Source organism: Borreliella afzelii, assembly GCF_014202295.1.
GTDB classification, from domain to species: Bacteria; Spirochaetota; Spirochaetia; order Borreliales; family Borreliaceae; genus Borreliella; species Borreliella afzelii.
Window position 1 is genome coordinate 34,098 of sequence record NZ_JACHGM010000004.1, and the last position, 15,897, is coordinate 49,994.

13 protein-coding genes and 2 pseudogenes are annotated in these 15,897 nt (G+C 24.5%); 8 read left to right on the forward strand and 7 right to left on the reverse strand.

The window, feature by feature from the left end:
* Window positions 1–111 precede the first annotated feature (111 nt).
* The 6 genes from HNP63_RS04755 (at window position 112) to HNP63_RS04780 (ending at window position 6,349) form a co-directional block, all read left to right on the forward strand.
* A complete protein-coding gene (locus HNP63_RS04755) occupies window positions 112–1,116 on the forward strand; it encodes a hypothetical protein (protein ID WP_011703992.1) in 1,005 nt (334 codons plus the stop codon).
* 149 nt (window positions 1,117–1,265) lie between these two features.
* Window positions 1,266–1,592, forward strand: coding sequence for a hypothetical protein (locus HNP63_RS04760; RefSeq protein WP_011703993.1), 327 nt, complete (start codon window positions 1,266–1,268; stop codon window positions 1,590–1,592).
* A 155-nt stretch (window positions 1,593–1,747) separates the two neighbouring features.
* Entirely contained in the window at window positions 1,748–2,854 is a 1,107-nt protein-coding gene (locus tag HNP63_RS04765) for a plasmid maintenance protein (protein WP_183227344.1), read from the forward strand.
* Between the two features lie 957 nt (window positions 2,855–3,811).
* Complete coding sequence (locus tag HNP63_RS04770; RefSeq protein WP_011703996.1) at window positions 3,812–3,988, forward strand: hypothetical protein; 177 nt, start codon at window positions 3,812–3,814, stop codon at window positions 3,986–3,988.
* A 58-nt stretch (window positions 3,989–4,046) separates the two neighbouring features.
* A complete protein-coding gene (locus tag HNP63_RS04775) occupies window positions 4,047–5,105 on the forward strand; it encodes a ferrous iron transporter A (protein ID WP_183227342.1) in 1,059 nt (352 codons plus the stop codon).
* Between the two features lie 944 nt (window positions 5,106–6,049).
* On the forward strand, window positions 6,050–6,349 hold the full coding sequence (locus HNP63_RS04780; RefSeq protein WP_011703998.1) for a DUF5425 family lipoprotein: 300 nt from the start codon (window positions 6,050–6,052) through the stop codon (window positions 6,347–6,349).
* 381 nt (window positions 6,350–6,730) lie between these two features.
* On the opposite strand, the gene HNP63_RS04785 is transcribed toward HNP63_RS04780, so the two are convergent.
* Window positions 6,731–7,558 (reverse strand): virulence associated lipoprotein, encoded by an 828-nt coding sequence (locus HNP63_RS04785; RefSeq protein WP_183227347.1) that lies wholly within the window; start codon window positions 7,556–7,558, stop codon window positions 6,731–6,733.
* Window positions 7,559–8,548: 990 nt separating this feature from the next.
* On the reverse strand, window positions 8,549–9,487 hold the full coding sequence (locus HNP63_RS04790) for a P12 family lipoprotein (protein WP_183227339.1): 939 nt from the start codon (window positions 9,485–9,487) through the stop codon (window positions 8,549–8,551).
* Between the two features lie 128 nt (window positions 9,488–9,615).
* Here HNP63_RS04790 and HNP63_RS07065 point away from each other — a divergent pair, with 128 nt between their 5' ends.
* The gene (locus tag HNP63_RS07065; protein WP_011704001.1) at window positions 9,616–9,741 is read left to right on the forward strand and encodes a hypothetical protein; all 126 of its coding nucleotides are present in this window, start codon (window positions 9,616–9,618) and stop codon (window positions 9,739–9,741) included.
* Window positions 9,742–10,112: 371 nt separating this feature from the next.
* On the opposite strand, the gene HNP63_RS04795 is transcribed toward HNP63_RS07065, so the two are convergent.
* Both HNP63_RS04795 and tnpA read right to left on the reverse strand, forming a co-directional pair.
* Window positions 10,113–10,733 carry a hypothetical protein gene (locus tag HNP63_RS04795; RefSeq protein ID WP_221244548.1) on the reverse strand — a complete coding sequence of 207 codons (621 nt, stop codon included), beginning with the start codon at window positions 10,731–10,733 and terminating at the stop codon, window positions 10,113–10,115.
* 156 nt (window positions 10,734–10,889) lie between these two features.
* The gene (tnpA, locus tag HNP63_RS07070) at window positions 10,890–11,276 is read right to left on the reverse strand and encodes an IS200/IS605 family transposase (protein ID WP_080942776.1); all 387 of its coding nucleotides are present in this window, start codon (window positions 11,274–11,276) and stop codon (window positions 10,890–10,892) included.
* A gap of 68 nt (window positions 11,277–11,344) precedes the next feature.
* On the opposite strand from tnpA, the pseudogene HNP63_RS04805 reads away from it, so the two are divergent.
* Window positions 11,345–12,477: pseudogene (locus tag HNP63_RS04805) on the forward strand (RNA-guided endonuclease InsQ/TnpB family protein).
* Window positions 12,478–12,603: 126 nt separating this feature from the next.
* Here HNP63_RS04805 and HNP63_RS04810 read toward each other — a convergent pair.
* From HNP63_RS04810 to HNP63_RS04820, 3 genes and pseudogenes are all read right to left on the reverse strand, one after another.
* Window positions 12,604–13,380 carry a complement regulator-acquiring protein gene (locus HNP63_RS04810; RefSeq protein ID WP_012666197.1) on the reverse strand — a complete coding sequence of 259 codons (777 nt, stop codon included), beginning with the start codon at window positions 13,378–13,380 and terminating at the stop codon, window positions 12,604–12,606.
* Window positions 13,381–13,730: 350 nt separating this feature from the next.
* Window positions 13,731–14,863, reverse strand: a pseudogene (locus tag HNP63_RS04815) (RNA-guided endonuclease InsQ/TnpB family protein).
* A 270-nt stretch (window positions 14,864–15,133) separates the two neighbouring features.
* Complete coding sequence (locus HNP63_RS04820; protein WP_235685147.1) at window positions 15,134–15,604, reverse strand: hypothetical protein; 471 nt, start codon at window positions 15,602–15,604, stop codon at window positions 15,134–15,136.
* Window positions 15,605–15,897 lie beyond the last annotated feature (293 nt).

Here is a 15,897-nt window from a genome sequence, read left to right on the forward strand (position 1 = left end):
TAATATAATACATTTAAATAAAAACATTCTAATTTTACAGCTTGAATTAAAATTAAAAAACTATTATTATTAGGTGTTGTTCTAACAAAAACCAATTAAAAAGATTAGATTATGTCTAATCCCAATTTATATAAATTTCAAAGTGCATCTATAGGAGAAATCGTGTATACTGACCCAAGGTCAATTATTAATACTTACTTTGTAAAAAACAAAAAAATATTCATTATCAACCCCATAGCTTTTAAATTTGAACTTAATTTTGAAAAAACTATTCAAACAAACTTAAAAGAGAATATCGACCTTAAAACATTTAAAGGTGGAATTATTAATTTAAAATTAAGGTCAAATGAATTTTCTAAATTACCAACAGACATTCTAAAGGGGAAACTTGAATTTTATATTAACTATGTAAGTGAAGAAAAACTTAAAATAGTTTATGACATGATGATAGTAAAAGTTTATACGATTGATTTAAAAGCTAGCAACAAAGATAAAATTTGCCTAATCGGACTTAAAATACTTGGTTCTATTTATAGAAAAGAAAATGTAGAAAATGCGTTTATTCCTATTATAAAAAATAATAATACTTACCTTTTTGAAGGTAAAGCAAACAACCAAAAAGTTAATTTGTTATTAAAGGGCATTAATAAAACTATTCAACTTCCTTTTTTGACAAAAATAAGCTATTCAAATATCAAAATTATCAATAAAGCTGATATAAAAACTAGTGAAAATTCAAATGCAAACATTAAAGCAACAAATAGAATACTACTAAATCTAAGCACAAAAATCTATGAAGAACTAATTCTAACAAATTCAAATCAAATAAAAACTATCAACAATAAACAAAAAATTCTCAAAACATTAAGATCTTTTATTGAAAACGAGAACGGATTAGGAGGCAAAATAAGGTTAATCTTTTTAGAAAAAACAAATTTTCTGACTAAAAATTTAAACTCAAATAACTTAGACTTTATTTTAAATGATATCAATATTATACAAGAAAATAGCTATATCAGAATTGACATCACTTTACTAGAAGATAAAATTGAAAAAAAATACTTAACCCAATCCCCAAACATAAACCCATTTCTTAAAAATATCACCTTGGTGTAAATTTTTTCAATCAGATATATTACATAATTTATCTCAGATATATAATCTAGTAATTATTAATAAAAACTCTACTAAAAGTATTCAACATATAACCTACCTCCTTGAAACTAACATACAATATATAATAAAATAAAGCTAATGAGGCATTTATGTTAAGTATTAATGGTGTAAGACTTTATTCTTTAAAAGAATTCCAAAATATATTAGAAGATTCTTATAATCTTTCAATTAGCAAAAATACTATATCTAAAAAATCAAAAATTTTAAAATGCGCAATCCGTGTGGACAACCGCCCTTATCTTTTAGAAGATTTTTGTACATATTTTTTAATGGATTTCAGAAGACCTAAACCTATAACAAATAGCATAAAAGAAACAATCCAATTAAGAATTGAGCAAGCAAAAAAAATAATGAACCGAAAATCTACAAAACATGAAATACAAATTGTTTCTAAACCCATAGGTCATATATTATAATCCATTATATTGACATTTTAAAAACATTGTTATAAAATGTAGTCAAAAGCTAATTATTTTGTTTGTAATACAATAAAAATTTAGAGTGCAGACCAAATAATTGGAAAAGCTTCTGAAACTACAACAAATTTCACTTCAGAAGCCAGGATAAGATAATGATAATAAAAATAAGAAATAATGTCAATAAAAATTTTAACAATCTCATAACTTTAGAAGAGCTTATAAAGCACAACCAAAAAAACACAGCCTCTAATTTAATAGAACTAAAGCAATCAAGACTAAAATCATATTTAACTAAAAAAAAGGCCATATACCAAAGAATACTTAAGGTATGCTGGGCAATTGATCTTAAAAACAAAGAATACTATAAATCTAACAAACTTAGAACATATTCTACAATAGAAATATATAATATAGTTAATAAATGTCTTGCAAAAGATAATCAAAAAACATCAATCAGAACTTTAGAATATGATATATCATTTTTAAATCAAGTGCTATTAATAACAACTAAACTAAAACATTTAGGCAAAGATAATGGAAGCTTTGCATTTTATATACAAAATAAAAATCTTTGGAAACACCGTTTTACAATTATTCAAGAAGCAATTAATGAAGAAATCAAAGAATATTTAAAAGATAAAAAAATAGTATCTAATTTCTCTAAAGAAATTGACAATGCTATTAACAAAACTAATATAAAAAATATAAAATCTAAAAGCTCAATTGCAGATGAATCAATTGCAGATGTTATACCTAAAGGTATAAAGGATACATATAAGATAAAGAATTCTATAAAAATAGATAATAAAAAAATAAAGAAAATGCCTTATAAAGAATATATTGCAAGCAAGCTAGTAAAAGTTCATAAAATAGAAAAATTTCAAATAACAAAAATATTAAAAATAAGCAACAATGAAAAAACTTACATAAATGCATTAAGAAACTTAAAGCTAGCAATAGAAAAATATAATAAAGAATACAAAATTGAAGACATTTCAAATCATTTTATAAAAGAGTTTAAAAATAAATATAGTAAAAAAATATGGATGATGAACGGAAAGACCGATAAAATAAATGACTTTAATGAAATTTGGGAAACAAGATTTAAGAAAACGTTCTTAAATAAAAGTTCAAAAGAAAGATATTGTAGTAACTATATAAGAAACAAAAAGAATATTCCTAATTCCGATAACAGAATAAGTGTGTTTTTTTCCGATCATAAAGGTCTTAAAAAGATAAACAAAATTAAAGTTAATTAAAAAATTATTTGTTATCAATATTACAAAAATTTTAAATAAAGGCAAAATTGGCCAAACCGTTAAATCAAAGATTAACATGGATGTTAGCCAAAAAAATGATTACATTAATAAAATGCATTTCTTATAGAAATATTCTATTCATGATTTTTAGTTAAACAATAAAAGAAGTATAAATAAAAAAATATTAGTATAAGTCTTGGTTTAAATATCATTATAAATTTCACATTCACTCTAAAATAATTGCCTTCCCTCTTCTAAATTTTTTATTTTAAAGTTTGTAGCTTTCGTTTTATAAATTTATTATTTAATCTAAATAAAGTTTGATTACACTAAATTTCAAATTTTAAATTCTTATTTTAAAGTTCAATAAATTTCTTAATTCCAATAAAAATCCCATCATTTTTCCCTTATACGTTTGCTTCTTCTATAAGTGAAAAAGAATTTGAATAAAATTATGTATTTTTTATAATTTATAATATAGTAAGTTGAGTTTTTATGTGGTCAAGCGCTGATTTTATTTTAGATTCATTTTGTTCTCAACATTTAATTTCTACAATTTCTGTTTTTCAAAAGACAGATTATTATGCTATCTTTAATAATTTTTAAGCACAGTTAGACAAATGTAAGAAATATGAATGAGCAGGGCAGTGGTCTTGTAAATATATCAAAAAAAGAGAAAGAAAAACTTTCTTTAATGAAGCTGTTAAATTTATGACAATGAACAAAACTACCCCAACACAAGATGAAAATAGTAATAAATTTTTAATAAATAATTAAAAAGATAGAAAAGATAATACTAAACCTAAATATGGTCTTAAAGTAAAGATAGTATTTAGTTACTAAAATTTATGCTGATACTAGAGCATTTAATAGCAATAAAGATCTTTCTAAATTTAATAAAAATAAAATAGAAGATTTTTTTTAAACAGTATAGCCAAAGAACGAAATAATACTTTTTTGAATATATTTGATCCAATATTAAGTTCATTGGCTGTTGTAATTAATGCTTTTATTGTAGATTTTGATACTTTACTTGGTAAAGTATTTTTTATAAGAACTGTTACTATGTGTGGCATAAATGTTAATTTTAAAAATTGTGTAATTTTATCTCTTTTAATAAGAAAGGTTTATTAATTTTTGGAATCCAGCTTAAATGATTTAAAGTTAATATTAAATTTAAAGGAGAGAAAGCATGAAAATTAAAAGTAAATGCTTAGCTTTGGGATTACTTTTTGGTTTTATCAGTTGTGATTTATTCATAAGAGATGAAATAAAAGAGAAATCTCTTGGCTTGTGTGATGAGGAAAGTTCTATTTTAGAGACCGGTGACAAATCTGTTAAAAAGTCTCTTAATAAGAAAGGCAAAGATAAGGTTGCTAGAAAGAAAGTTGAAGGTAATGCTGTTAAAAAAGACCCGTTTAATCATCATGTAAAGAGGGAGTCTGTTAATAATAGTAATCTATCACAAAAAAATGTGATATCGGAAGAAGAAATTTTGAAAACTAAATTATTAAGAGAACGACCTGAGACTAGAAAAGAAGAAATACAAAAACAGCAAGATGAGCATAAAAGGATGCTTCAAGGAAGTTTAAGTTTTCTTAGTGGTGAAAGTGGTGAATTGAAGGATACTATTGAAAGCAATGAAATTGATTTTACTATAGATTCTGATTTAAGACTGAAGAGTGATTTACAAGCTATTTCAGGCTCAAATTCTATTTCATATACTGATGAAATAGAAGAAGAAGATTATGATCAGTATTCTTTAGAAGAAGATTATTATTATGATGAGGAAACAAGATTAAGTAATAGATATGAATCTTATCTAGAGGGTGTTAAATATAATGTAAGTTCAGCAATTAAAACAATTGTTAAGATATATGATAATTATACCTTACTTTCAACAAAGCAAACCCAAATGTATTCTACACGTCTTGACAACCTTGCTAAAGCCAAAGCTAGAGAAGAAGCTAAAAAGTTTACAAAAGAAGAACTTGAAAAAGATCTTAAGACCTTATTGAACTATATTCAAGTGAGTGCAAGGACTGCGACAAATTTTGTATATGCAAGAGAAATATATTCAAAAAGAAAATTAGATGCCATTGAAACAGAAATAAAAAATTTAATTTTAAAGATCAAAGGACAATCTGATTTATACGAGGCATATAAAGCAATAGTAAGGTCAATCTTATTAATGAAAGATTCTCTTAAAATAATCGAAATAGTCATTGATAAGAATGGTGTTTGGTACTAATCTTTGATAATTAGTTTATTTTTTAAACAGGCTACATATTATTGTAGCCTGTTTAACATTAAATAAAAAAAGCTCTAGTTGTAAAAAGTATTATGGATTGGAAAATAGAATTTCTTTAATTTGTAGATAAATTAATTAATTTAGATAAAGTTAAAAACACTGTTTACAGGATATATCAGAATATGATACATTTTATGTTTTAAAGGAAGTATATAAAATAACTTTATTCTTAAGTTTATATACAGAATGGTATTATAAGATTGATTTAAAAATTTTTTCATTTTATCAAATTAAGATTTAGATTATAATTTGATTTTGAATTTTATATGTGAGACCATTAAGGGTGCAAAGCTTATTTATAGTAGTATATTTGTGTGTATATTTCTTGTGCTTTGCTTTGTAAGTTATGGTTTATTTTAAAATAATAGTAATAATAATTAAAATTGCTTAAAAATAAGATGATGGGTGATTTGCCATTTTTTTAAAATTTTCATTGAAATAATAAAGTATATTACTTTTACGTTTTAATATTTGCCTATTAATATAAGTTAGTGTTGGAATCAATACATAAATTTGCTTTGCAATTTGTTCTGATAAGTTTTGTTATTTAGGTTTATGAAATAAGAGATTTTTGCAATTTTCATCCATTTATGTCATTTGCAATTAAAATTGGGGCCCAATTAAATTTTTAATTAAAAATTATAAAAACCTCCGTTATTTCTAAATCAAAGTTTTAGAAATAGTAACTCATCTAATAGTTTGAAAATCGCAAACAGCAGCTTAACAAATAAAAACCAATGAATATTTAAAAAATGATTAATTTAAAATATAATTTCTATGTAGTAGGGCTTTTAATACCCAACTCTTAAAGTATATTTATTTATATTGCTTTATGGTTTTTGTAAAGTAACTTTTAATTATAAAAATCGAAGGAGAATGGATTTATGAATAAAAAATTTGCTATTTCATTATTATCTACAATATCAGCCTTCTTATTGGTATTAGGCTGTGATTTATCAAGCAATGATGCTGAAAATAAAATGGATGATATTTCTAATTTAGAAAAGAAATATCTAGATAATTTGAATTATGGATGTTTAAGTGAAAATGAAGCTAGAATTCAAAATTCTCAAATTAAATTAGATGTAAATAATGGCATAAGGCGTTCTTATTCTTCTAGAGAAACCAATGTTTCAAATTCCTATAGTAAAACCCATTCATCTTGCAAGACAAAATCAAAATGATTAATTTTATCAAAAAAATAAAAGAATTCTTTGCTCATAATTAATTGCAAAGGCTTTTAATTTAAACCTATATTTGTAGGTTTAAGTGCAGCTTTATAGCTATTGTGTTAGTCAGGGGGAAGTTTGTAAAAGTGCCTCTTTAATAAGGAATTTAAATCTTATTTTTAACATGAAGATTATTATCTTAGTTTTACTGGAGGAGTTTCTATAGATATCGTAAAGAAGTATAAACCCCAATAAATCAATTTGGCAAACTTATTTCACCCAAAGTTTATGTAAATTATAGGTGAAATAAGTTTGTAATTTTTATTTAAAAGGTAAAGCTTACTTTTTATTAAAGATAGGCTTTATTATTGCATTATTATAATTTTAATACATACCTTAAAGGTCGCATATTGAAATTATTTCACTTTTTGGCTTTTCTGTTTCTTCACTTTTTTTTACAATTTGTTTTAAGAGTGTATGTACGTGAAATTTAAGATTAGTGTTATCTCTTTTTATAAGATTTTTATCATTTAGATAATCTAATAAAAGTTGGCTTAACATTTCTGAGACGATTGTTTTTGTAGATAATAATTTTTCAAATGAATTTTTAAGATTCTCTAAGTCTAAAATCTCTAGTTTGTTTAGAGCGTCTTTTTTAGAATATAGGCCAACAATCACGTCGTCAATAGTATTTCCTAATTCCTTAAAGATGTTAAATAGGGCGCCTGTTTGGGCTGACAACAGTATGATTTCTGAAAGTTCCTTTAATTTATTGGTATCGATAGCATTTAAGGTGCAATAAACGTATTTTCTATATTTTTTAGATCTTTCAGTATTATCAGCTATATCTTCATTTGGTGATGTTGGCCAAAACAATTCTTTGAAAGCCAATATTCCATATTGGTTCGCAGGTTCTTCTTCTAATTTTTTTACATATTTTTCTCTATCTGCGCTAGCCGTTTCTATTAAATTTTTTAGATCATTAAGCAGCGTTTTTTTCATTCTTTGATTTTGGGTTACTTCTTGATTTTGGGTTACTTCTTGATTTTGGGTTACTTCTTGATTTTGGGTTACTTCTTTTTTAGGTTTTAATTTTTGCTTATTGGATTTTAGTCTTTTTTTGCTAGAATGAGACTTTATATCTTTTTGATTAGTGTTAAAATCTGGGTTACAGGCAATTAAAAATAAAAAGACAAACATGCTTGCAATTATATGATATTTTATAAATACTTTCCTTACTTAAAGTATAATACTTAATATAATGCAGTATTAATATAATATAATAATTATTATCAATTTATACTTAATATAATATTTTACTGTATTGAATATAGGTTATTGTAATAATCATAATAATATTTTCATTGCCAGAAGTTTTATAATGTTTTGATTAATTTTTAAGGCTCTTTAATAATGACGATAAGGATTAAATCGATATTGTGTTTAAAAATAATAAATAAGGAAGAATTAATAATGAAAGATATAAATAGATTTTAAAAAAATCAACTAAAGGTATTAAATATTATCCTTATAAAATTAATATATAAACACATGCATAAAAATTAAATAATAATGATATTCAATAAAATTAAATTTTATTGAACAAAAGAATTATAAGTTTAAATACTTGCTTTTGTAAAAGATAATTAAAATTGTAATGCTGCGCGCTTAAATTAAGCTTTTAAAAGTTTAGTAAAAATAGTATTTGGATAAACTTATATATTTATAGGTTATTTTGGTAGTAAGGTGGTTGTAACTTTTATTTTTTTTTTAATGTATCGAGATATTTTTGGAATATGTCTGTATCAATAGACTTAGCAATAAAAAAACAATTATTTTTTTGAATATGGGTATTAAATGTATTAAGGATACTGCTTCTAGAGCAGTATCCAATTTTTAATAATCTTGAAAATTTTTTTATTGAATGCTTTATTCTTTGACCCTATCTTTATGGTTTTTCTTTAATAAAATCCCCCCAATATATTTTTATATTTTAAATTCTATTAAAAGATGAATTACTAAAAATATATATCAGTAGTGCATATAATTTTAATATTTATTTTAAAATTCTTTAAAAAAGAGAATATTAAAATTAATGTATCAAGCTATTCATTATTTAAATAAAATTATAAAAAGCTTTCTTTTAAAGGAAAGCTTTAAATTTAAATATTAGTCTTATTAAATATATTTTTTTATTTTTCTATCTTTAAAAAATTACAAATCTATCTCATGAAAGCAGATTTTGCTTCTTGAAGAAGCTAGAAAAGATTTTACTTCTTGAAGAAGTTGTTCTATCCTTTCCTTTATTTCCATTGCTTTAATTATCTTAGAAGAAGAAGTTTTTAATTGTTCTAAAGCATTATCTATTTCACGATTTGCCTTTCTTGTCAAATTACCACCATATGTTCTTCTTGACCAACTTCTATGTTCGCTTTTTACTCTCTGAGTAATGGCATCTTTTAAAGTTTTTTGGGATTGCTCAAAAAAGTATTTTGCAGATGCTCTTTCACTAAGTCCGCTATCTAATTGAGTATGAAGTTCCTCAATATCGCCTCTCTTTTCTAATAATTGATTGAACAAATTAATTAGAGCTCGTTCTTCTGACTGATTCTGCCTTACTCTATTCTGATATTCTCTTTTTTCAGGTCTTGTTTTTATTATATGGTTTATTCTTCCTACAATATGTGCCTCTGTTTGTATTGCATCTTTAAGTTTTAAGATTTTATCATAAACGTTATTAAAACTAGATTCTAATTGCTCAAATTCATTTTTAAGCTTATTTTCGTCATAAACTAATTTATCAAATTCAAGACGCCCATCGCTAATTGCTTTATCTACTCTTTTTTCTTCATTAGTACTTGGAATTAACGCTCCTTCTTTTATTGCTATTTCTTCTTGAGGATAATATAGAAAATTTCTATTTACATTAACAGGTTTTATAGAAGCCGTCTGCATCGTTTGTTTTTCTCTTTTTTCTATATGTTGTTTAACACCTTCTATACTTTCTTCTTGAATTTTCTCTATAAAGCCTAAAACACCCCCACCTCCCTTTTTTTCTGTTTTTTTGTTTCCTAATTCATTAGGGTCACTTATATTACATGATAATAAACTTACTAATATTAATATGTATTTTGCCAAAATATTTTTTTTCATATCTTCTCCTGTGAGAATATTTATAAATTCATAGTTGCTTAATGCAAAGATATTTCATTTCTATGAAATTACAAACATAGGTTTCTTCTTTAATACAAAAAAATCATTCTATCTTATCTTTATTATCTATGTTTGAAGACTATGATGAAAATGATTTTGATGAGGTTTTTATAAGGTCTACTTTTGATCAACAATTCAAAAGCATAAGAAAATCTTTAAAATTAAAATTAGGAGATTTTGGTGTTTTTGTGTAAAATAATTCTCATAATTAAACCAAACAGAATATAAAATAAACAAGTTGCATGTGTAATTATAAGCTAATGGTGCCATAATTAACATTAATATTAATTCGAATATCTTTTAATAATTAATGTATCATATATTTTTCTGTACTTATTATGGTTGTAATTATCTCCAAATATTAAAAGAAGTGAATAAATTGCTCATTATATTCTTTTCTCCACCTTTTTAGAAAGTCATAAAACTTTTTCTAAAACAAAAAAAAATTACTTTTTATGATCACTTCTTTAAAAGAGTTGAATTAATAGATTTTTATTTAACAATAAGTAAATATTCTTCTCCAAAAAGCAGCAAAAATAGCATTACTAAAAATATATTGTATTAGTTAATGTGAACCTCTAAACTTATAACATACATTTTTAATGTCATTTAACGTCATATCTTCAGCATCACCATTAATAGTAGGAGGAGGGGGAGGGCCAGGACTTAGTTCTTCACTATTCTCTTGAAGAGATTGAGGGGGAGGGGGGGGATTTAAAAACATAAAATAATTATCAAAAACACCAGCAAGCCTACTTTCTATCCTATAATGCTCCTTAGCATCTATCCCAAGTTGTTCATCTCTACCCTCTACATTGGGTTGATTATCTCTACCATATTTAATATAGCTAATCAGTTCTTTAACTTTTCCCTTATCTTTTAGTTTGAATAAAAACCTTTTAACATAATCTTCTATTTGAGATATATCTCCTTTTAAATAAATATTAAAATGAGCCGCACCAGTATGTGCCTTTGGCAATTCACTTTTTAACGCGTTGACAAAAAAAGTTATTGTATCAAGCTCTTCATTACTAAGTCCAAGATTACTTTTCCAATCCAATTTTAAATTCATACTTTCTACATCTTGTAATAAGCGGTTTTGATCATTGTTTTTATTATTTTTTAACGCATCACAACTTACAACAAAACAAATCACATAAAATATAAATACAAATCTCTTATACATAAGATTTATACCCCTTAGTTGTCCTAGTATATAAAATAAAATTAAGTTGATTTATATAAGTGTATTTCATTGTTATTATTATTCCATAAAAGAAAACTTTATTTATTACTCAATATTAAGCTTATCTTTTAACTTTTTTCTAAATCAATGAATTTGTTAATAGATAGATTTATTTTGATTTTGAATATATTTTTTGATGATATCAATAGAAGCTCCTCCAGTAGAAATAAGACAATAACTTCCAGACCAAAAATAAGGTTTCCAATAATATTTATCTAAATAAGTAGAGTATTTTTTCCTTATAAGCCTTGAAGATACTGTTTTTAGATTATTGATAAATTTAGAAGGTTGAATATTGGGGGTAAATTCTAGTAGTAAATGAATATGATCCTTATCATGGTTGAATTCATTAAGGGTTATTTTCCATAAAGAACATATATTAAGTATTATTTGGTAAAGAGAAAATGAAAGCTCGGCATTTATGCATTTATGCCTATATTTAGTAACTAATATTAGGTGATAATTAATAGAGAATATACGCAGTGATTATTAAAAGTTAGTTTGTGTGACATATACACTTAAGTATAAAATATTATAAAATAATAAAATGTATGAGTGCTAATAAAGCTTATAAGTATAAAATATATCCCAACGTTAATCAAAAGAAATATTTTTCCAAAGTATTTAGATGTGTAAGATTTTTGTATAACAAAATGTTAAGTGATAAGAAAGATTATTATGAAAAAATAAACAAAGTCTTATTACTTATCCAAGTAAATATAAAGAAGAATTTTCATTCTTAAAGGAAGTTAATAGTTTAGCTCTTTGTAATGCCCAACTTGACTTAAATTCTGCGTATAGTAATTTTTTTAGAGAAATTAAAAAAGGAAATAAAACACAAGGATTTCCTAAATATAAAAGCAAGAAAAATAGGCAAACTTTTAGAACTAATAATCAAAAAAATTCAATAAGAATAGAAAATAATTATATAAAGTTGCCCAAAATAGGATTTGTAAAGTTAGCTCTACATAGGAATATTAAGAGTAATGAAGTTGTTAAAAATGTAGTAATAGAAAAAGATACCGATGATAAATATTACATTTCAGTAGCAGTTGAGTACTTAGATGCTAAAAATAACAATAAAACTAAAGATAATAAAAAAGAGGCGGTTGGTATTGACATGAGTATGAGGCACTTTCTAGTAAGTAGTGAAGGTGAGAAAACCAATCATCCTAAATATTTACTAAAAAATGAACGCAAACTCAAGAAATACCAAAGAAAACTATCAAAAAAACAAAAAGGTTCTGTTAAGAGAGCTAAATCTAGATTAAGAGTTGCCAAGTTGCATAGGAAAATTTCAAACCAAATAAAAGATTTTTTACATAAATTATTTTATTATTTTGTAGCTAATTATAAAAATATAGCAATAGAAAACTTATCAATTAAAGGCATGCAAAAAGGAATGTTTAGCAAAAGTATTAATGATTTAGGATGGCATGAGCTTGTAAGGCAATTATCATATAAATCAGAGTGGTACGGATCTTATTTACATAAAGTTGATAGATATTGTCCATTAAGCAAGCTATGCAGCAAGTGCCACATTAAAAATACAACTCTGGAATTAAGTGATACTAGGTGGACTTGCAGGAGTTGTAACACTTTGTATGACAGAAATATAAATGCAGCTCTAAATCTTAAAGCTTATTATTATAAGGAAATAAAAACTAAGGCAAGAACTGCCTGAAGTAAAGCTTGTGGACCATGCTCTAGTGGATGACCGTTATTGTAGAACCTAAAAAGCTATCATGGGATGAAACAAGAAGCTATTTCTATAATCTTTGATTTAGAAATAGCAGTTTAATAGACTTATTTATTCGGTTAGATAAAGAGAAATATGGTAGTATTTATCTTTTATGTGAGTTGCTAGATTTTTTAGATTGGTTTTAAGGTTGTTGAAATCTTTACTATAAGCGTCAATGGTTGCGCTTAATGTTTTTGCAAAATTTTGTTTTGCTTTTAAACTACGTTCCCTATTTTCTAGTAGCTTTTCGGCTTCTTTTTTGCTTATATCTTCTATGTTGATTGAATGTATTTTTTCTATTAGAAGCTGAATATCTCTAGATGTTTCAAGAAACGTACGAGCTATTTTTCGGTTTTGCGCATTGTTATCAAGTTTTTCAAGAATTTCTTTTAATAGCAATATTTTTTCTTTTTCGTAATTTAAGGATGAGTAAATTATTCTTTTTAATATCATTTTTGTAATGTGCATAAAAACCTCATCTTGTTGAAGTTTAAAAGTTTCTAGAAAATCATCTTGTGCATCAATATTAGCTATTTGTATATCTTCTTGTTTTTTTTGATCTTTCAGATCTTTATCAATTTTTTCTAATTTTGAGAGTAAGATTTTTTCTTGAGAGTTTTGATTTGAATATTTTGGATTTTGAGATTCATTTTTAAGATTTTGATTATTTTCTGCTAGATTTTTTGAATTGGTATGGCTTTTTGTTTTTTTTAGCTTTCTAGGATTGGTATGGCTTTTTAGCTTGTTTGGATTAACGTTGTCAAGAGGTGCACATGATATACAAATTGATGTTAATATTGCTGTAATAATGTTAAGCTTAACGATATTTAATTTATTTTTTTTCAAAATGTTCTCCTTTTATATTAAATTTAATACTTATTAATTTTAATATAAAAAAATAATATATCAATTTAATATTATTTTCAATTAATAATAAAACTTATTTGATATTAAAAATTTAATTTCTACTTCTTGTTTTTGGTTTGGGCTTGGTTAGCTTATATGAATAAAAAAAGAGAGAAGAATTAACTTCTTTGTTATTATTTGTTAAAAGTGTGTCGGGAATTGAAATACAAGAAGTGAACTGCTATTTCTAAATTAAAGATTATAGAAATAGCTTCTTGTTTCATCCCATGATAGCTTTTTAGGTTCTACAATAACGGTCATCCACTAGAGCATGGTCCACAAGCTTTATTTCAGGCAGTTCTTGCCTTAGTTTTTATTTCCTTATAATAATAAGCTTTAAGATTTAGAGCTGCATTTATATCTCTATCATGCAAAGTGTTACAACTCCTACAAGTCCACCTAGTATCACTTAATTTCAGAGTTGTATTTTTAATGTGGCACTTGTTGCATAGCTTGCTTGATGAAAAATATCTATCAACTTTATGTAAATAGGATCCGTACCACTCTGATTTATATGATAATTGTCTTACAAACTCATGCCATCCTAAATCATTAATACTTTTGCTAAACATTCCTTTTTGCATGCCTTTAATTGATAAGTTTTCTATTGCTATATTTTTATAATTAGCTACAAAATAATAAGATAATTTATGTAAAAAATCTTTTCTTTGGTTTGAAATTTTCCTATGCAACTTGGCAACTCTTAATCTAGATTTAGCTCTATTAACAGAACCTTTTTGTTTTTTTGATAGTTTTCTTTGGTATTTCTTGAGTTTGCGTTCATTTTTTAGTAAATATTTAGGATGATTGGTTTTCTCACCTTCACTACTTACTAGAAAGTGCCTCATACTTATGTCAATACCAATCGCCTCTTTTTTATTATCTTTAGTTTTATTGTTATTTTTAGCATCTAAGTACTCAACTGCTACTGAAATGTAATATTTATCATCGGTATCTTTTTCTAATACTACATTTTTAACAACTTCATTACTCTTAATATTCCTATGTAAAGCTAACTTTACAAATCCTATTTTGGGCAACTTTATATAATTATTTTCTATTCTTATTGAATTTTTTTGATTATTAGTTCTAAAAGTTTGCCTATTTTTCTTGCTTTTATATTTAGGAAATCCTTGTGTTTTATTTCCTTTTTTAATTTCTCTAAAAAAATTACTATACGCATAATTTAAGTCAAGTTGGGTATTATAAAGAGCTAAACTATTAACTTCCTTTAAGAATGAAAATTCTTCTTTATATTTACTTGGATAAGTAATAAGACTTTGTTTATTTTTTCATAATAATCTTTCTTATCACTTAACATTTTGTTATACAAAAATCTTACGCATCTAAATACTTTTAAAAAATATTTCTTTTGATTAACGTTGGGATATATTTTGTACTTATAAGCTTTATTAGCACTCATACATTTTATTATTTTATAATATTTTATACTTAAGTGTATATGTCATTATTGTTTGTATGAATTGTAAATAATGTAGTGCCTTATTGGTGTACTTAATATCTAAATTTTATAAATACAACAAGCTGAAAATAAAACTATAAATTTTATACATATAATAATAATGCATTGAATAAAAAATACAAATAATCAGAAAAATAATTGCAAATTAAGGGACAATTTTTTTAAAAAAATGACATTCTTGTTATATTTCTAATTTTTAATTTTGGGTTTTTATAAGCTATTAGCTATTCTTAATAAATCGTCTTCTTTCATCGTGTATGTTTCTTTTAAATGAGTATAAATAGTTGTATTATTATCTGTTGATATATTAGTAATAACAGACGGGCTAAAACGTACATAGTTTCTATAACTTGATACAAGAATAGAATCATTAAAATCATGGCTATTTTGTTTATTTTGGTTTGTTCTAGTATCTTTTACGCTAAAGATACCCCCGTATTCAATCGCCTCTTTAAAGCTATAAATTTTGTCTTTTTGAATTTCTGCTATTTTTGTATTTGCTTCAGTAATAATAATGTTTCCGTTATTTTGTTTTTCTATTTTCAAGATAGTTGTGATATGGGGTGGATTATCTATATTAGTAGTGGCATTTGAGTCTTTAGTAGTAGTAGTAGTACGTTTAAATGCTTTAATTTCGTTTGGGAATTGAATATTTGTTAAGCCTCCTTTTTTAGTTTGCAAAAGTTAATAATATTAATATTATTATAATTATATAATATATGTTGATTTTTATTAATCGTGTTTGTAAACTTTTTCCTCCAATTTTTAAGTTTTTGATTTTTATGGTTAAAATTTACGTTTTCTTGAAAAATTAGGTTAAAGTTTTAGCTTTCATGTTTAAAGTTTTAGCTTTCATGTTTAAAGTTTATGATTTTTGGGTTAAAGTTTGGAGCCAAAATATCTATACTAATTAAAAATTATATTTATAATTTTTAATTAGTATAGATATTTTGGCTCCAAACTTTAACCCAAAA